The organism is Streptomyces sp. MCA2 (genome assembly GCF_023544705.1).
GTDB lineage: Bacteria > Actinomycetota > Actinomycetes > Streptomycetales > Streptomycetaceae > Streptomyces > Streptomyces decoyicus.
Window position 1 is genome coordinate 17,033 of sequence record NZ_JAMJFM010000023.1, and the last position, 16,443, is coordinate 33,475.

At 66.5% G+C, this 16,443-nt stretch carries 14 protein-coding genes and 4 pseudogenes; 6 read left to right on the plus strand and 12 right to left on the minus strand.

The window, feature by feature from the left end; genetic code table 11:
* Positions 1–4: 4 nt before the first annotated feature.
* The 6 genes and pseudogenes from M8I34_RS19955 to M8I34_RS19980 form a co-directional block, all read right to left on the minus strand.
* Positions 5–562, minus strand: coding sequence for a recombinase family protein (locus M8I34_RS19955; protein ID WP_250050788.1), 558 nt, complete (start codon positions 560–562; stop codon positions 5–7).
* 458 nt (positions 563–1,020) lie between these two features.
* Positions 1,021–2,108: pseudogene (locus tag M8I34_RS19960) on the minus strand (amidohydrolase family protein).
* Positions 2,105–2,353 (minus strand): annotated as a pseudogene (locus M8I34_RS19965) (2-polyprenyl-6-methoxyphenol hydroxylase); the annotation flags it as partial. The pseudogenes M8I34_RS19965 and M8I34_RS19960, both read right to left, overlap by 4 nt.
* Positions 2,354–2,462: 109 nt before the next feature.
* The gene (locus tag M8I34_RS19970; protein WP_250050789.1) at positions 2,463–2,786 is read right to left on the minus strand and encodes a hypothetical protein; all 324 of its coding nucleotides are present in this window, start codon (positions 2,784–2,786) and stop codon (positions 2,463–2,465) included.
* Positions 2,787–3,208: 422 nt separating this feature from the next.
* Positions 3,209–3,649: a hypothetical protein gene (locus tag M8I34_RS19975; protein ID WP_250050790.1), complete on the minus strand. Its 441-nt coding sequence runs from the start codon at positions 3,647–3,649 to the stop codon at positions 3,209–3,211.
* Positions 3,646–7,188: an ALF repeat-containing protein gene (locus M8I34_RS19980; RefSeq protein WP_308372459.1), complete on the minus strand. Its 3,543-nt coding sequence runs from the start codon at positions 7,186–7,188 to the stop codon at positions 3,646–3,648. Before M8I34_RS19980 ends, M8I34_RS19975 begins: the two co-directional genes overlap by 4 nt.
* A 346-nt stretch (positions 7,189–7,534) precedes the next feature.
* Here M8I34_RS19980 and M8I34_RS19985 point away from each other — a divergent pair, with 346 nt between their 5' ends.
* Positions 7,535–8,053 carry a hypothetical protein gene (locus M8I34_RS19985; protein ID WP_250050792.1) on the plus strand — a complete coding sequence of 173 codons (519 nt, stop codon included), beginning with the start codon at positions 7,535–7,537 and terminating at the stop codon, positions 8,051–8,053.
* Positions 8,054–8,170: 117 nt separating this feature from the next.
* Here the strand turns inward: M8I34_RS19985 and M8I34_RS19990 are convergent, their stop codons facing one another.
* On the minus strand, positions 8,171–8,425 hold the full coding sequence (locus M8I34_RS19990) for a hypothetical protein (protein ID WP_250050793.1): 255 nt from the start codon (positions 8,423–8,425) through the stop codon (positions 8,171–8,173).
* 127 nt (positions 8,426–8,552) lie between these two features.
* Here M8I34_RS19990 and M8I34_RS19995 point away from each other — a divergent pair, with 127 nt between their 5' ends.
* The 3 genes and pseudogenes from M8I34_RS19995 to M8I34_RS20005 form a co-directional block, all read left to right on the plus strand.
* The gene (locus M8I34_RS19995) at positions 8,553–10,094 is read left to right on the plus strand and encodes an FG-GAP-like repeat-containing protein (protein WP_284050559.1); all 1,542 of its coding nucleotides are present in this window, start codon (positions 8,553–8,555) and stop codon (positions 10,092–10,094) included.
* Between the two features lie 214 nt (positions 10,095–10,308).
* Positions 10,309–10,473: a hypothetical protein gene (locus tag M8I34_RS20000; RefSeq protein WP_250050795.1), complete on the plus strand. Its 165-nt coding sequence runs from the start codon at positions 10,309–10,311 to the stop codon at positions 10,471–10,473.
* Positions 10,474–10,502: 29 nt separating this feature from the next.
* Positions 10,503–11,281, plus strand: a pseudogene (locus M8I34_RS20005) (IS5 family transposase); the annotation flags it as partial.
* Here M8I34_RS20005 and M8I34_RS20010 read toward each other — a convergent pair.
* The 3 genes and pseudogenes from M8I34_RS20010 to M8I34_RS20020 all read right to left on the minus strand — a co-directional run.
* Positions 11,188–11,700 (minus strand): annotated as a pseudogene (locus M8I34_RS20010) (transposase); the annotation flags it as partial. The pseudogenes M8I34_RS20005 and M8I34_RS20010 sit on opposite strands and share 94 nt — an antisense overlap.
* Entirely contained in the window at positions 11,631–12,275 is a 645-nt protein-coding gene (locus tag M8I34_RS20015; protein WP_250050796.1) for an SDR family NAD(P)-dependent oxidoreductase, read from the minus strand. The pseudogene M8I34_RS20010 and the gene M8I34_RS20015, both read right to left, overlap by 70 nt.
* Positions 12,272–13,174, minus strand: coding sequence for an NAD(P)H-binding protein (locus tag M8I34_RS20020; RefSeq protein WP_250050797.1), 903 nt, complete (start codon positions 13,172–13,174; stop codon positions 12,272–12,274). Before M8I34_RS20020 ends, M8I34_RS20015 begins: the two co-directional genes overlap by 4 nt.
* Positions 13,175–13,243: 69 nt before the next feature.
* Here M8I34_RS20020 and M8I34_RS20025 point away from each other — a divergent pair, with 69 nt between their 5' ends.
* Together M8I34_RS20025 and M8I34_RS20030 are read left to right on the plus strand one after the other, a co-directional pair.
* Positions 13,244–14,053, plus strand: coding sequence for a LysR family transcriptional regulator (locus M8I34_RS20025; protein ID WP_168482629.1), 810 nt, complete (start codon positions 13,244–13,246; stop codon positions 14,051–14,053).
* A 141-nt stretch (positions 14,054–14,194) separates the two neighbouring features.
* Entirely contained in the window at positions 14,195–14,422 is a 228-nt protein-coding gene (locus M8I34_RS20030) for an IPT/TIG domain-containing protein (protein WP_168482628.1), read from the plus strand.
* 392 nt (positions 14,423–14,814) lie between these two features.
* On the opposite strand, the gene M8I34_RS20035 is transcribed toward M8I34_RS20030, so the two are convergent.
* On the minus strand, positions 14,815–15,033 hold the full coding sequence (locus M8I34_RS20035) for a hypothetical protein (protein ID WP_168482627.1): 219 nt from the start codon (positions 15,031–15,033) through the stop codon (positions 14,815–14,817).
* Positions 15,034–15,710: 677 nt separating this feature from the next.
* On the minus strand, positions 15,711–16,316 hold the full coding sequence (locus M8I34_RS20040; RefSeq protein WP_250050798.1) for a hypothetical protein: 606 nt from the start codon (positions 16,314–16,316) through the stop codon (positions 15,711–15,713).
* Positions 16,317–16,443 lie beyond the last annotated feature (127 nt).

The window sequence follows — 16,443 nt, forward strand, 5'->3', positions numbered from 1 at the left end:
ATTATCACGGTCCCGCAGCAGGGGTTCCCTGGTCCTTGAGGGCGACCCTGCCTCTACCAAAAGGCAGAGGACCTGCACGTGGTCGATCTTGCCGCCCATCACCACCCGGACGTAGCGGAAACCGTACGAGGGTCCCCTTGGGGCGTCCGGCAGCACGCGTCTTGACGGTGGCGTTTCGATTCCGGCGCTGGATAGCGCGCAGCTCCATCTGGGCACCCCACGCCTCCATGGTGAAGCGGTTCTCATCAGTGGCGTCGTCGAGGTCCCAGGGGCCGTCGTGGCCATACGTGACGAGCAGCTTTCCCTCGTCACGCATCTTGTAGCCGGTGTTCAGGCAGTCAACGACGTTGCGGCCGATCCGGTCCACCGCTGCGGCGACGAGGCCGTCATACGGCCCCCGCTCGTCACGAAGCCACGGGCCGAGCTTGGGCCGGGTAACCGCGTCCATGGCTCCCGACAACTCCCAGTCGTCGGCCCAGCCGATGATGTGCCCGCCGACAGATGCCGCGGCTGTCAGCACGTCCTCCCGTTGACGCTCCGGGGACGACGTGGCCGGCTTCATGCGGGACAGCCTCCGCACGCCGAGCAGGCACTTTCCGCATCCGTCCTTGATGCACACCGACGTGAAGTTGAGCGCGGCACTCGCCGTTCGTCAGCCGCCCGTACCGCGTGTCAGGGCCTTCCCTGCTTACCCGGCGGAAAGTCCCTGGGATCTCCCCGGGACAGACGTGAAAGTCCCTGCAGAGTCCCCGGGATGCCCCCGGCCGGCGAGGGCCTCAGGGGAAGCCATCGACCCTCTCAGCTGACCAACGCGTCAGAGTCAGCTGGGCACCTTTAGGTACGCCCCCGACGTTGCGGAGCCTCGGCGGCTGCTCCGGCCCGTACCCGTAACCCCGAACTGGTAGGTGCCCTGCTGCGACCTGACAACGCTGGTGATCAATTCAACTACCGACTCGGAAGGCATAGGGATCACATACTTCGCCACGGTCACTGCCCACCGATCGCCAAGCTCTGGCTACGTCACAGGCTGCGGGGGCAAGCCGAGGACAGGACCACGGTCGTGGTCCCCGCGCATGCGGGGTTGGTCAGGGCTGGACGGCTGGCGCGGTGGGAGCGTGAGGAGCGCGGCGGCGTTGCCGCCGCGGACTCGGTGGAGGTCGGTGTCGGACAGGCCCGCCGCGCGCAGGGCGCCGACCGGGTCCTGGGCCCCATGTCGAAGGCGAAGTCCGAGCCGAGGAGCACCCGGTCGGCGCCCGCGACCCGTACCAGCTTCCGCAGGACGTGGGGGTCGTGGGCGAGGGAGTCGAAGTACAGCCGCCGCGGGTAACTGCTGGGCGCGTGGGCGCAGTCCGCGGCGGCGTCGGTGCGGGCCCGCCACGCGTGGTCGGCCCGGCCGATGTGGGTGGGCAGGTAGCCGCCACCGTGGGCGGCGATCAGCGTGAGACCGGGGTGCCGGAACAGGACGCCGGAGAAGATCAGGTGCGACAGGGCGACCGCGTGCTCCACGGGCTGGCCGACCGAGTTGGAGAGGTACCAGCGGTCCAGCCGTTCGTCCAGCGTGCAGCCGAAGGGGTGCAGAAAGAGGAGCGCGCCGGTCTCCTCGGCCCAGGTCCAGAAGGACTCGTAGGCCGGGTCGGAGAGTTCCCGGCCAGGCGCGTGGTGGAGATCTCCGCTCCGCGGAGCCCCTGTTCCAGGGCGTGGTCCAGGGCCCGGACGGCGAGGTGCGGGTGCTGCAGCGGGACCAGTCCGAGTCCTTGCAGCCGGTCCGGTGCGGCCGAACAGTGGGCGGCGGTGGCTTCGCCCGCGAGGCGGAACACCTTCTCGGCTACCGTCTCGTCGGCCCAGTAGTGGTAGGGCGAGGGTGAGGGGCTGACCAGTTGCACATCGACGCCTTGAGCATCCATCAGGGCCAGGCGGGCGACGGTGTCGATCATGCGGGGTGCCCGTTCGCGGACCATGGGCCCGCTCACCGCCAGGGCGGCGGGGCCGTTGCGGCGGGCGTCCAGGCTCCGCGCCTCGGCCAGGCCCGGAGCTCCTTCCACCAGGGCCTCGATCTCGGGCAGCAGGACGTGGGCGTGAACGTCCACGGTGGGCGGAGAAGGGGTCACAGAAGCTCCCGGAGCATGGTCATCGTGCGGTTAATGAGGCCGGGGCTGTCCGTGTCCGGGGTGCCGTCCAGCTGCCATTGGCCGATCTGCACCGACGCTCCCACCACCGGGCGGACGCGGTTGATCCGGCGCTCGTAATACGCCTGGAGCAGGGCGTCGTCCCAGGTGTCCGCCGCGGCGAGCATGCCGGTGAGCACCCAGGCGTCCTCCAGTGAGAGGGCGGCGCCCTGGGCGAGGGTGGGCGGGCCGCTGTCCGGTCGGCCGCGTCCTGTTCCTCCTGCTGGCGCTGGCACCACTCGGCGAGCCCTTCCAGGGCGGCTTCGCGGGCGGCCCCGTCGACCGCGACCGCGGCCTTCACAGCCCTCGGATGCTGTGCCACGTAGACCGCGCCGAGCGGCTTGACACGCAGACGTTGGGCCTCCGCCTCCAGGGCTTGGCGGCGGTCTCCCTCCGGCCCCTTACGGCGTCGGCCACATCGGCATAGAACGGCACGCGGGGTGCTGCCGGGAGGATTTCGGTGCAGGCGGTCAGCTCGCCGACTCGGCCGGTGGAGGCGTCCAGGATGTGGGAGAACTCTTTGCGAACCCGTTCTGCAAGGTCCGGCACGGGCAGGGAGTGCAGGTACAAGTTCGCGGCGTCGTAGCCAGAGGGGGCGGTGCCCCAGCCCTCCCAGTCCATGAGGGTCAACTGTGGTCAGGCTCGGACGCATGCTGCCCAGCGAATCGAACGCCCGAACCGGAGCGCCCGGAACCACTCGGGAAGGTCAACCCCTTCCGAGCACTCCTCTGACCAACCAAAGAATCGCCCCGGCCGTTGAGGCCGGGGCGATTTTGCGTTGCTTCGATTACCTCAGGACACCGCAGTTCGGGCAGTCGTTCCCCGGTGCCAACCCAGCTTTTCTCAGGTGGCGCCCTGCCAGAAACCCGAAATTCCATGCTTCTTGATTGAGGTCAATGAGGGGCTGTCATTAGGCTGACAGATCCTATTGCAAGATCGAAGCCTAGTATTTCACGATTCCCTTTGCGTCACCTATGTCCAGCACGAAATCGCCGACCACTGCCCTGCATGGCGTCAGCTGAAGGCGACGGCAACGACATACGCTAGGGAGACTTCTTGAAAACGAATCTGTTCGGTGAATCCTCCTCGGATTGGATGTAGATTCCGTCCTTGGCTCCCTTACCCATGACGTAAAGGTCATCTATGAGCGCGCGGATCTTTGGACCCGTTTTGAGATCGAGAGTGATCTGCTGATCCGCCAAGGAGGTTGGCCTCTTCGGTAGGGTCCACGTCCCCTCGCCGGTGATGGAACCTACAGGTGTCTCGCCGACCAAGCCACCTGGAATCTTTACCGCCTCGGCCGTGCCGTCTTCATGCAGGGTTACCCGTGCCCCCCGAGGTCCGGACCAGGTACCTATCAGTTCGCTCCGCTTTGCGGAGGCACCAGTGAAGAACCCCGAGTCAATAACGCAGTAGATGAGAAATCCTCCACCGGCGAGCGCCAGTACGACGCAGAGCACGGAAATCATGATGACTTTTTTCATCGCAAGTTCACCTCCTCCTCCCAATAAACGGCCTGATGCTTTGTCCTGAGCGGAAGATCGAACCGATCCGCAATATAGGTGAGTGGGTTACCGACATATTTCTCAATATACTCCTTGGCGGGCCCCGGTAGGTGAGTAAAGGAGGTGATAGTGGTGTCGTTATCGATCTGGATACCTATCTTGACTTTCCCTGTCTTGGAGTCTCGCGAGATGACCTTGAATTTATAGCCGTATGAACCAACGAAGGTGGCGGTTGAGGTGCCGAACTTCCCGCCGGAGGCCCGGTTCTTGGCTGTTCCTGTCCAGCCGAGCGAGAGTACATCCGTGGCGTCCGATAGCAGGCGAGGCCAGCCCTCAAGCTTCATAACGCTATAACCGCCAAGGAAATCGTCCGGATCGCCGTTGCGGATTTTCGTGACGATCTCTGCGCGGACGTAGTCCATCGAATGATCATTGCGGATTTGCTCGGTGAACTCGTCTCCGGCGGTGAAGAAGTCCACCTTGTTTCCGGTGCCGAACAGCCATTGGAATCCGAGGTCTATGGCATCCGGCTTACGGCCTTGACCATCCTTCCAGTCAGCGACGAGCGCTTCCCGCAGGAACTGGAGCTGCTGCCGCTCCACTTCCGAAAGAGCCTGTTCTGCCTTGCGGCGCCGTTCCTCCTCCTGGCGGCGAGCCTCTTCTTCTTCGCGCTTCTTAGTGACGTAGGTGGCGAGGGTTTGCCTGTAAGCCGTAGCGGCGGCCGCTGCGTCCTTGCCGGCAGATTCTGCTGAGGCGCGTGCTGCGTTCGCAGCAGTGTAGGCGGAGTTGGCGGAGGCGTTCGCCTGCATGGCGGAGACGGAGGCGCGTGATGCCTCGTATTCGGCCTTGTCGGCATCGCGTTCGGCTGCGTTGGCTGCCGCGTCGGCGGTGCGTGCGGACTTTGCGGCGGCGGCTGCCGATTCTTCGGCTTCCGTTGCGTGCTTGCTGGCTTGCTTGGCGTATTCGTTCGCCTGGCCGGCCGCCCGCGTTGCCTCTTTGCTGTACTTTTCAGCGTCAGCTGCGGCGTTGTTGGCCTTGGCCGCGACGACCCTTGCTTCCGCTGCGTTCTTTTGCGCGGTGGCGGCCGTTCCGGCGGCTTCAGCGATGAGTTGCTGGACTATGACGACATGGATGGCGGTGAGATGGTCCCGGCGCGCGCTCGCATATTGCCCCACTTGGATGAAATCATGCAGTGCCTCGGGGGTTCCTTCGAGAGCGATCCGGGCCGCTGCCTTGGTCTCGTCACCGCCGCTACCTGCCAGCTGGGTAGCGCGGATCCGTTCGTCGAGTTCCTGGGCAGCGTACTGGCCCTCGCTTAAGAATTCGCGGAGCTTGGCGACTGAGCCATCCCTCAAAGCTGCCTGGGCGGCTTTGTTGAGCTCCGTACCCCCGCTGCCGGCGATCCGGGTGACGAGGATGCCGTAGTCGGTCTGTGCGGCCTCATCCGCGCCGGTGCGGAGGAACTCTGTGATCTGCTTTGCGTCGCCCTTGAGTGCCTCGTCGGCCGCCTTGCGAACGTCCTCGTAAGTGCTGTTGATCGCGAGGTTCTGGACTCGTGATCGCTCGTCCTGTTCTGCGGCCTGCTGCCAGCCGGTGCGCAGGTACTCCTTAACGGCGTCGTCGGAGCCTGTCAGTGCGGCCTTAGCGGCTGCCTGGCTCCAAGGTCCGCGAACCTTCATTGCCAGGACAGCGGCCCGGCGGCCCTTGGCCACCACGTCCTTGACGTCGGCATCAGACTTGGCGGCTTCAGCGACCAGGCGCCTGGCTTCGTCGTCGAGCTCCTGGGCAGTCTTGGCCTGTTTCTTTGCTTCTGCCTCCTCCAGCGTCTGGGCCTGCTGCTCGGCCCTGGCCTGCGTGATGCCGGCTTGGGTTCGGGCCTTGAGCTCCTCGGCTTCGACCTTGGTCGCGATGTTGTGGACCTTGTTAGCAGTGGCAACCGCCTCAGTTGCCTTGTCAGCAGCCTCCTTGGCTGCATCGGCATGTCCGGAGGACTCCTTGGCAGCCGTTGCTGCCTCACCCGCATGATCTGCCGCATGTTTCGCTGCGGTCGCGGCATTTCTGGCGTGCCTGGCAGCGTCACGTGCCGCCACCCGGGCGTCCTTCGCAGCGTCGGCGGCTTCATAGGCGAGGTTGCGTGCTGCGAGGGCTGCACGGCGTGATTCCCGGGCCTGGCTGCGGGCGGTTGCCGCCCACTGCTTGGCCTTGGCGAACTCGGCACTTGCCGTGCCCGCATGACGGCCGGCCTCATCAGCCGCATCGGCGGCAGCATCTGCATTGCTGCTGGCGCTGGAGGCTGCGTTTGCCGCATCACCGGCCGCTCGGGCGGCGATCTCCACCTGCGCGGCGGCTTGTTCTGACTTCTCGGCGGCAGCTGCCGCGGTGTTGGCTTGCTCGGCAGCCTTACGCGCAACCGAAGCGGTGCTGGCGTCGGTCGCTGCGTTGGCAGCTGCTTCACGGGCCCGTGAAGCAGCTGCGGCGGCTGCGGAGGCCGCCGCAGCCGCCTTTGCCGCGGCGTTCGCAGCCATCCGGGCTGCGTGGTTGGCGGCTTGTGCCGCACCAATGGCATCCTGCGCGGCTTGGGCCGCTCCTTGAGCCGCGGCGGCGGCTTTGACCCCGGCCTTGGCTGACTTAGCGGCGCTCTCGCCGGCCGCCTCGCTCTCTGCCTTGGCCTGGTCTGCCAGGTCCTTCGCGTCCCGGGCCGCCCGAACAGCACGCTCAGAAGCACTCTTGGCGGCCTCAGTCTGCTGCTTGGCCTCTTCGCCAGCTTGCTTGGCCTGTTCAGCCAGCTGGGAGACCGTGGCCCGTTCCTGGTCGCGGTTACGGGCGATGTTCTGCCCCACCGCGAGGAACTCGCGGACATCTTCGATGGAACCCCGCAGTGCGACGTTCGCGGCCTCCTTCGTGGCCGGGCCGCCAGCCGACATGATCTGCGTGGCACGGATCCGGTCATCCGTCTCCTGCGCTGGGAAGCGCTCCTGCTCAAGGAACTTGCGGACGTCCTCGATCGAGCCCCGCAGCGCAGCCTGGCCAGCCTTGTTGACCTCAGGGCCCCCCGCGGTGGTGATCTGCGTGGCAAGGATCCGCATGTCCGTCTCGGCCGGTTCCTTCCACCCATCCTTCAAGAACTTGAGCAGATCCTCTTTCGAACCGGACCGCAGCGCCTTTGAGGCAGCCTCACGTACGGTCACGCCGCCCGTGGTGAAAATCCGTGTCGCACTGATGCTGTAGTCGGTGAACTCGGCGAAATCCTTCTCACTGTCGAGGAACGTTTGGACGTCCTCATCGGTGCCCAACAGGGCAGCCTCGGCAGCTGCCTTGACCGTGGGACCACCCGTCGTCCACAGCTCCGCGACACGACCACGGGCGACAACACCGTTCTCCTGGAGGCCAGTTGCGGCCGCAGGAGGTGCATCAAGTAGTCCTGTGAGGAGCGTCAGAGGTAACAGGCACAAGCACAGCAAGCGTATGCCGAACTCCCACCTGCCCCTAATTCTCGTCAAGCAATGGTCGTCTCGCACCGGTTGCCTTTCTCTTTTCAGTTACCTATGTGACGTCTTTCGACGCCGCGAGCATAACTGTCCAGATGGGCGACCGAGCCGAGGAATAAGGAGAGGATGGCTCAATCCAAGAACGATCCGGCGAGAATGTTTCGGGCACTTAAGACGAGCCGGCTCGTGAAAGGTTGTACGCCCCGACAGAGCTGTGATCAATCTGTAACTTGACTGAGAGAACTACTAGTTGAGTTTCGCGGGTGATAGGTTCACGGCTGACCATTCGGTTCATTTTCCCTGCGGTTTCCTGTTGTTGCCGCAGCACACATGGAAGGAACTTCTGGTGATATCTCGCGCGCGAAAGGCGCTGACTGTGGGCGTCATCAGTGGCGCCGCAGCTGTCGTGGGGGTCTCCACCCTCGCTGTTGCGCAGGCCGCGCCGCAATCCGCGCATAACGCTGCCCAGCAGTCCGCGGGCGATGCGAACCCGCCGTACGCGGTGGAGACCTTTGATTACCCGAACGCGGCAAAGATTCTCAGGGAACAGGGGATCCTGCTCCGCAAGGGCGACGGCCACATCATCCTCGCCGACTGCCAGGCCCCCGATGGCCAGGACATTGAGGTCTCGACCGGCGTCAATCACCCGGGGCAGACCAAGACGGGCAGGTACTGCTTCAAGGTCACCGGAACCGGCAAGACCGGCTACCTCACACTGGAACTCCCCCAGGTCTACAACATCATGACCGGCGACGTCGCCGTTCAGGCGGACCTCACCTCGGCTGGCAAAACTCAGAGCGTCGACGTGCCCAAGAACTTCACCAAGGGTGTCGGTCCCGGAGACAACCCGCCGGCCGGTCCCACCGTTCTGGTCGAGCTCCGCGTCAAGGGTTGACCCCAGACCCCAGGCTCCCGCGCACACGCTGCCAGGCTGGCTAGTGTGGACTGTGGGCTGACCCCCGTGCGAGAGCCACGCCATTGGAGGCCGTTGCCGCCAAGCCCAATGGGACGTTCACGTCGCCGACTGGCCGGGCTTCGACTGCGACGACAGCCCAGCGCACACGGGCAGCGGAGCCGGCACATGGAAACTGGTGCCGGAAGACAAGCGCATCGGGATGGACAGCGACGTCGGATTGACCTTCAGCGGCAAGGGCTTCAAGTCTTCCTGGAGCAGCGATCGCGCTTCCCAGACCTCTAGCTTCTCAGCTGCCGGGAGCAGCCGCGCATACACCGCTCCGCTGAGGGCTTGGGCATCTGCCGTTTCCACTCAGCGCGTCCAAGTGCCGGAGCGGCACTCACTAAATGCCCCGGACGCAGATGCTGCGCACCAGCGCCACCGGTGCAGGGCTGCCGATCTCCCATCTATGAAATCGAAACCCAGACGAGGAAGACGTATGTCTGTCAGATGTTCGCGCGCGGCCCTGACCACAGGGCTTCTTGCCCCCGTCATCGCGGCCGGTGTGCTCGTTGCTGCTCCCGCGGGCGCTGTTGTTGGCCCCGCCACCAAAGACGGCTCGTACCCGTTCACGGTGAAGCTGGACATCGGTGGGCAGCGCAGCTGCTCGGCCGCATTAGTCGATCAGCAGTGGCTGGTCACGGCCGCTAGTTGCTTTGCCGACAACCCCGCGGAGAGCCTGAAGGTTCCTGCTGGGGCGCCGAAGATGAAGACCACCGCCACAGTCGGCCGCACGGACCTGACGCGCGATGGCGGCACCGTGACCACCGTGGAGAAGCTGGTTCCCCGCGATGACCGTGACCTGGTAATGGCCAAACTGGCCAAGCCCGTCACGGATATCACCCCCGTCGAAATTACTGCCAAGGCCCCACTGCCAGGCGAGGACGTCTTCGTGAGCGGCTACGGCCGCACCAAGGACGAGTGGGTCCCCGACCGCCTGCACTACGGGCGGTTCTCCGTAGGCGCTGCGAAGCAGACCTCGCTCGGCATCACTGGTAAGGACAACAGTGCCGCCGTCTGTGAGGGGGATACCGGTGCTCCTGTATGGCGTGATATCGGCGGCCGCTACGAATTGGTCGGAGTCGGTAGTCAGTCCTGGCAGGGCGGCTGCTTCGGCCATGACGATGAGACCCGCGCCGATGCCGTCGCGTCCCGCACGGACGACATAGCCAGCTGGATCCAGACGGTGCGGCTTGCGACGAAGTTCGGGGACGTCAGCGATGTGATCACCTCGGCCGACTTCAACGGCGACGGCCGCACCGACGTTGCCGCCGTCATGAACGACGGCAACCTGCACGCCTTCTACGCCAAGCCGGACGGCACCCTGCAGTACGGCCGTGAGCTGTGGACCCATGATGGCACCTGGAAGGCTTTCCAGCAGATCATCGGTGGTGACTTCAACGGCGACGGCCAGGGCGACATCATCGCGCGCCGCGACGACGGCCAGCTCTTCCTCTACGCCGGCACAGCCAACGGCACACTGAAGCCCAGCGCGGAGGTCTGGTACGACAAGTCCTGGAAGGGGATGCCCCAGATCGTGCGCTTCCGCGCCGATGGCTCCGGACAGGATGGCCTGGCAGCCGTGTGGGATGACGGCTCGCTGCACGCCTACACCACCAAGACCGACGGCACCCTCAGCGGAGCCAAGCGCGACCTGTGGTACGACAAGTCCTGGGACGGCATGCGCATCCTGTCCAGCGCTGACTTCAACACCGACGGCAGAGACGACATCGTCGCCACTGACCCCGACGGCGGCTTCCGCCTCTACACCGGCAACGCCCAGGGCACCGTCACCCGCGCCCCTGACCTCTGGGGCGACAAGTCCTGGCGCAACATGCGCGCCCTGCTCGGCGGCGACTTCAACGGGGACGGCAAGGCCGACATCGCCGCCCGCTGGAGCGACCGCAGCCTGCACCTTTACGCCGGCAACGGCAAGGGCACCCTCACCGCCGGTCCGTCCGTGTGGCCCACCGCCTTGTAGCCCACTCAAGCACGCGTACGCGGTGTGGTGAATACACGGCCCAGAGGTGGTGTACTCACCACGTGAGTGAACGGCCCTCACAGCAGTGAGGACCGTTCACTCACGTGCCTGTACAAGCAAGAAACACCCGCACAACTGCCTCACTGGTCCCATCCAGCCTGTGAGTCTCTGTGGATACAGAGCCCCCCTGACCAGGGCGCTAGGGGGATACACGATGGCCAAACGCTACTCGGGAAACAGGCTTGCCGTGCTCAACGGGCTGCGGCTGCTGGCCGCGCTGATGGTGGTCTTCTACCACTACGTCGCCCTGGCCCGACCGTGGGGCCATCCCACGGACACAATCTTTCCCACCGCCCACAAGCTTGCCCAGTACGGGTAGTTGGGCGTGGAGATCGTCTTCCTGATCAGCTGCTTCGTCATCTGCATGAGCGCCTGGGGCCGCACGGTAGGCGAGTTCGCCGTCTCCCGCCTTTCCCGGCTCTTCCCCGCCTACTGGGTGGGCATCGTGCTCACCGCCTTGGTAGTGAAGATGTGGCCGACCACTGGCTGTGCCTGGCGGCATCTGCCGCCGACGTTCGGCACGTCCCCCGCCACCGCGCATCGCCACTTCACGATATGGACCGAGGCTGGCCTATGGCGTCGGCTCCACCGGGCGGTGCTGGACGAACTCGGGGCCCGGGGCGCGGTGGACTGGACGTCGGCGACCGTCGACGCGGCCTCCGTTCGCTCCAAAAGGGGGGATCGCTGACCGGGCCGAACCCGGTCGATCGCGGCAAGAAGGGCAGCGAACTGCACGTGCTGTCCGATGCCCAGGGCGTCCCACTCACCGTCGCCGTGTCCGGCGCGAACATGCACGACAGCCTCGCCCTCAAGCCGCTCATCCTCGGCATCCCCGCCAACCGTTCTCGCCGGGGCCACGGCGACGCCGCCCCGTCAAACTCCGCGCGAACAAGGCGTACTTCTCCGCCGAACAGCTGGCCTGGCTGCGCGAGCGTGGGCTCGTCGCGCGCATCGCGCGGCCAGGCGTCGACTCCGGCAAACGCCTCGGCCGGTACCGCTGGAAGATCGAGCGGTCGATCGCTTGGCTTTTCGGCTACCGCCGCTTAACCGTCCGGTACGAACGAAAGGGCTCACGCTTCCTCGCCTTCCTCGGCCTAGCTGCTCTACTCCGCCCTAACCGTTCGTTGGACTCGATGCCCTTGCGGGCGATCCGCACTCCAATCCGCTTACCACGCAGCCATTTCCGCAGGTCGGGTCTGTCATACGCCTTGTCGGCGTGCAGGCGCTCGGGTTTGAAGTACAGGCCGCGGTGAGGGGCGTGTCTCGTTTGGTGACCCTCGACCATCGGCTTCAGTCCTTGGCTATCGTGGGTGTTCCCCCGCCGAGACGCCGACGGCCAAGGGTAGTCCGTTCGCGTCCGACAGGATGTGCATCTTGGAACCCGGCTTGCCCCTGTCCACGGGCGACGTGCCTGTGAGTTCGCCCCCTTTTGGGCCCTGATGTGGGCTGAGTCCAAGACCACGCGGGAGACGTCGATCAAGCTGGCATCGTCGAGCCGGTGCAGGATCGCCTCGTGCAGCCGGCCCCACACGCCGGCCCGCGACCAGAACGGGCTCGGCCAGCGACCGACCGACAGCCGGGGCAGATGAGCAGGAGCGTGTGCGCGGCGTCGGCGTACCGGGCGGCGTAGCTGCGCATTAGCTGGTTGAGGGCGGACTTGCTGGCTCGGTAGACGTCCTGGCCGCCGTTGGTGTTCAAGCTGATACTGCCCTGGCGCGAGGACATGACGCCGATGGTCCCGGTCTGCGCGACCAGCGAGCGGAAGGACTCGACGACGCGCATGGGGCTGAGCGCGTTCGTGACCATGACCTCGGCAAACATCTCCTCCGGGACGTCGCCGATCGGAATGTCGCCCCTCGTGATGGCGGCGTTGACGAACAGCAGGTCGAGGGTGTGCCGGGCCAGGCGCTCGCGCAGCGCGGTGACCTGTTCTGGCTTCGTCGTGTCCAGTGACTCGACCATGACCCGGCCCCTGGATGCCTCGGCCAGGTCGTGGAGAGCGGTGCGGCGACTGCCCCGGACGGTTCCGATGACGTCCCAGCCGCTTTGCACGTACTCGGTGGCGAGGCCGAGCCCGAGGTTGCGGGATGCCCCGACGATGAGAGCGGTCCTGGCGCTCATGCCTGGACCCGGACCGCGGGCTCCAGGACCTTCTCACACCATGTGCGGAAGGTGGTCGGACTCGCGGTCTGAGGGGTGCGCTGCACGCCGTCGTCGAGGCCGTTGTCCTTGGCGCGCATCATGTCGACGTAGCCTTCGACGAGCGCGTCCCCGAAGCCGTGTCCGGTGAGTTGGGCGCGGAAGTCGTCGAGCGACTGCCGCTCATAGCGGACTGGGCGGCGCAGCACGTCGGTCATGATGCGCGCCATGTCGTTCGCCGAAAGGTCCTCGGGGCCCAGCACCGGAACCTCGCCCGTCCCCGTCCATGAGCGGTCGAGCAGCAGGCCGGCGGCGGCCGCGGCGATGTCCCGGGCGGCGGCCGCCGGTGCACTGCGGTCGGCGGAGACGGTGTCGGTGAACACGCCGTCGTCGCGGATCGAAGCCACCTGCCGCAGCAGGTTGTCCATGAAAGTAGGGTTCGCGAGCGCGCGGTAGGCCACGCCTGTACTCGCGATGAGGTCGTCCATGGCCAGCGACGCCGTGACATGTCCGGCGCGACTGGCGACGGGTGTGCCACGGCCGAGCGCCGAGACGCCGACCACGTGCCCCACCGCGTGGGCCGTGAACGCCTTTGCGGCGGCGCGGGTGAACCCGGAGTACGCGGCGTCCAGACTCGGCGCCCGCGGGTCTGGCGGAGCCAGCCAGAAGACGGCGTCCGCGCCGGCGAAGGCCCGATCGATGACCTCGGGGTCGTCGTGCGAGCCGGTGACGACGTCGACGCGGGCACGGACCGCGTCGGGGAGTTTTGCGGGGTCGCGCACGATGACGCGCAGTTCTTCGCCACGAGCGGGAGCCTCATTGAGCAGGGTGTCCAGGAGCCTGCTGCCGATCCGGCTGGTGGGGGCGGTGATGACGATCATGTTTCGAGTCTCGGGGCAGCCCGCCTGCGGCGTCCAATACCCTTCCTGGGCAATTGATACCGTAAAGGCATGGATCTTGATCTGCGCAAGCTCCGCTACTTCGTCGCGGTGGCCGAGCACCGGCACTTCGGCCGGGCGGCGCAACAGCTTTACATCGCCCAGCCGGTTCTCAGCCGTCAGATCAAAGCGCTTGAGCAGGAGTTGGAGTGCGCTCTGCTTGTGCGGACCACGCGACGCGTGGAGCTGACCGCCGCCGGGGAACAGCTCCACGAGGAGGCGCAAAAGATTCTCGCGGCTGTCCCCGCAGCGGTGCAGCGCGTGCACGACGTTGATCGGGGTGCCCAACGGCTCGTTGTCGCCTTTTCTCCCGGACTGCACGTGTCGGATGCGATCCGGGCGTTCTCGTCGCGCCGCCCGGACGTCGAGACCGACGTCGTCCCGGCGCGCTGGTGGGAGCAAGACGCGCCGCTCCGGGACGGCCGGGCCCAGGTCGGGTATCTGCGGCAGCCGTTCGACGACTCGGGGTTGCACACCATCCCCATCGGCCATGAGCCCAGGGTCGCTTGCATGCCCGCGGCGCACCCGCTGGCGTGCCGCGGCAAGCTTGCCTCCGCGGACCTCGGCGGCGAGCGGCTGCTCGACGCACCGACGCGGCGGACGTCTTCACTTGAAGAGAAGTTCGAGCTCATCGCCTCCGGGCACGGCATCGCGCTCGTCCCGCTGAGTGTCGCGCGCTCCTACTCCCGCCCCGACCTCGCCCACCTCCCCGTCACGGATGCCCCGAGGATCGGGACATGCCTGGCCGTCCTCGCGGACCGGCGGGAGAAACTGCTGCGCGACTTCCTGGAGATCGCCACCGCGACGCTGCGGCACACCTGAACGATCAGCGGGCAAGACTGCGTTCCGGGTGGCTTGGCCTTCCGGCCGGCCTTCCCGGGTGACCGGGTCCGCTGCGCCCAGACCGGCATGCCGGTCGCTCCGCGCTCGCGTTCTTGTCGATCACTGCCGGGAGGCGCCTCCATGCCCATGTCCCCGAACCGGGGCCCCACCGCTGGTGGCACCCTGGTCACGATCACCGGCGCGTACCTGGCCGGCACCCGCGAAGTGCTGTTCGGCTCCAGGCCCGCCACCCACATCACCCAGGTCTCGCCGACACAGGTCACCGCGGTGTCCCCAGCCGGCAACGGCGTGGCCGGCGTAACGCTGATCACCGCGGCGGGCGTCAGCAACGCGGCGCCGTTCTACTAATTCGGCCCACCCCACCTGTGTGGCATCAGCCCTGCCTCCGGCCCGCTCGCGGGTGGAGCCACCCTCGGTCGCGGGGTGTGCCTGCTCGTACGGGGCGCCGGCGGCCGGGTTCTGGCCGTCGGTCTCGGCGAGCTGGCGCTCCGGGGCCCTGGTCGGGGCCCAACTGCTGCGGGCGGTGCGCACGCTGATCGTCCGGACGCTGCGCACGTGGGGTGTCGCCACCTGGGTCTTGGAGCCCGGCATGCAGTGCCTGACGAAAACATATTCCCCGGGCCGCCGCGGAGGCCCGGGGAATATGTTCGTTCTGCTCAGAGCCCGCCGCAATGCGATGCGGAACATTCGGGCCCGATGGGCTCCAAGAAGAGCGCAGGGGCACTCATCACGAGCCGCTTTCAGTCGTTGCCCACCTCGAGCAGCCAGCCATCGCTCTGCTCGGTGCACATGTAGCCGGCCGTGTGACCGTTGTCCGTCAGCGCTGCCCCCTTGTCCATGCACGCCTTCTGGGTGGGGAAGCCACGGTAATCCGCTGCCTGTGCCGCCCCCATGCTGATCGTGGTGGCTGCCGCTATACCGGCCAGGACGACAGCTGCCTTGCTGAGCTTCTTGCGCATATCCTCGCTCTTCCGAAGTGTTTCCGTGGACGATCACCACGCTGCCGGGCCCTGCTAATGGATCACTAAATGATCACTAACGTTCGGCGCAGGGCCCACGACGAAGGCGGCCCGCCCGAGTGATCCGCCCCGGGGCGCCGGGGGGCACACGCTGATCAAAGGCGGGAGCCAGACTGCCTGCGCCTCCGATTCGGATCGTGCTGCACGACGGCACAGGAGCTGGTCGGACGGCTGCACCGCAGCTGGCAGGGCCATACCGATATCTGGTAGGCCCACCTCAACAACGGCACAGGCCGGCCGTTCGCTGCTTGCAGGTCAGGGGCGGTACCCGCTGCGGTCCAGGTCTGCGTCGAGGACGGCCAGGTCCGGGTGGACTCGGAGCTGCTGCTCGCGCGCCCATTCGTCGAGTCGGCTTTGTGGGCGGCCTGCCCGGCCTCGATGGCGGTGTCGGCGACGGTGGCGAGAAAGTCGAAATCCTCGCGGCTCAGGGCGTGGTAACGGTTGGCGGGGCGTAGCTGAAGGCCATGCTCGCAGTGGCGCCGGCCGCGGTGAGTTCTCGAACAGCCATCGCCGGAAGGGAGTGTCCTGGGTCTCCCCGGCGGGGTCGTCGTTGTCGTACTCGGGATCGTCGTAGCCGGGGCCGACGATGGGCTGAGATCTCTTCTGAATGTCGGTGATCAGCGGTAGGGGCTCCAGCCGCCGAAGCGGGCCATCAGCTTGCGGGCAGCGTCCTCGTTCAGGCCGAGGGCCGCGGCGGCCTGTTCGGCCGTCGTGTCCTGCCGCGCATCGTGGGCCGGCCAGTACCCAACGTGTTCGGCAGTCACCTCCAGCCGGCGCGCTGCCCGTACAGCCGCCAGCGGTGAAGTCTTCGCCAGCTTCTCGATCTCCTCCTGCACTTGGGCCAGCAAGACAGTGACCGCCTCCGGCAAGGGAATGGCCGCCTGTTCGACGTCGGCGGTGTGCGTGTCCCAGTCCTCCATGCAGGTGTCCGCCGTACCGTGAGCTGCCTCGGCCAGCTTCTGCTCGCCGACCATGTCCCAGTCCAGGCGGCGTTCTGGGCCATTCCAGCCGCAGGAGCACACCGCGCGCAGTGCGGCCGCCCGCGGCCCGTGCGCGATCTGGCCGTCGTAGACGCTCCAATGCGACACCGACTGACCGTCCGCACCAGAGCCCGTATCGAAGAAGACGGAGGCCGGGACAGTGCCGTCGGCCAGGAGCACGCCGACCGCACCCTCGTGGGAAGAGCCGAACTCCTCCGTCGTCCACATCTCCCGCTCACCCATGACAATTCTCCAGCCGCTCTGCCCACACCCTTGGCGCCCCGAGCGGGCCCCGAAACGGCGATGCCGCAGCACTGACAGGCCTACTACCGGATGCACCGAACGCGTGAAGCCAGTGTTCAAACCGGTG

Coding starts and splice junctions, on each gene's coding strand:
- M8I34_RS19970 (WP_250050789.1), bottom strand. CDS start 2,786: ATGGACTGGGAGGGCTGGGGCACCGCCCCCTCTGGCTACGACGCCGCG.
- M8I34_RS20015 (WP_250050796.1), bottom strand. CDS start 12,275: ATGAGCGCCAGGACCGCTCTCATCGTCGGGGCATCCCGCAACCTCGGG.
- M8I34_RS20020 (WP_250050797.1), bottom strand. CDS start 13,174: ATGATCGTCATCACCGCCCCCACCAGCCGGATCGGCAGCAGGCTCCTG.
- M8I34_RS20035 (WP_168482627.1), bottom strand. CDS start 15,033: ATGCGCAAGAAGCTCAGCAAGGCAGCTGTCGTCCTGGCCGGTATAGCG.
- M8I34_RS20000 (WP_250050795.1), top strand. CDS start 10,309: ATGGCCAAACGCTACTCGGGAAACAGGCTTGCCGTGCTCAACGGGCTG.
- M8I34_RS19995 (WP_284050559.1), top strand. CDS start 8,553: ATGTCTGTCAGATGTTCGCGCGCGGCCCTGACCACAGGGCTTCTTGCC.
- M8I34_RS20040 (WP_250050798.1), bottom strand. CDS start 16,316: ATGGGTGAGCGGGAGATGTGGACGACGGAGGAGTTCGGCTCTTCCCAC.
- M8I34_RS19955 (WP_250050788.1), bottom strand. CDS start 562: ATGAAGCCGGCCACGTCGTCCCCGGAGCGTCAACGGGAGGACGTGCTG.
- M8I34_RS19975 (WP_250050790.1), bottom strand. CDS start 3,649: ATGAAAAAAGTCATCATGATTTCCGTGCTCTGCGTCGTACTGGCGCTC.
- M8I34_RS20030 (WP_168482628.1), top strand. CDS start 14,195: ATGCCCATGTCCCCGAACCGGGGCCCCACCGCTGGTGGCACCCTGGTC.
- M8I34_RS20025 (WP_168482629.1), top strand. CDS start 13,244: ATGGATCTTGATCTGCGCAAGCTCCGCTACTTCGTCGCGGTGGCCGAG.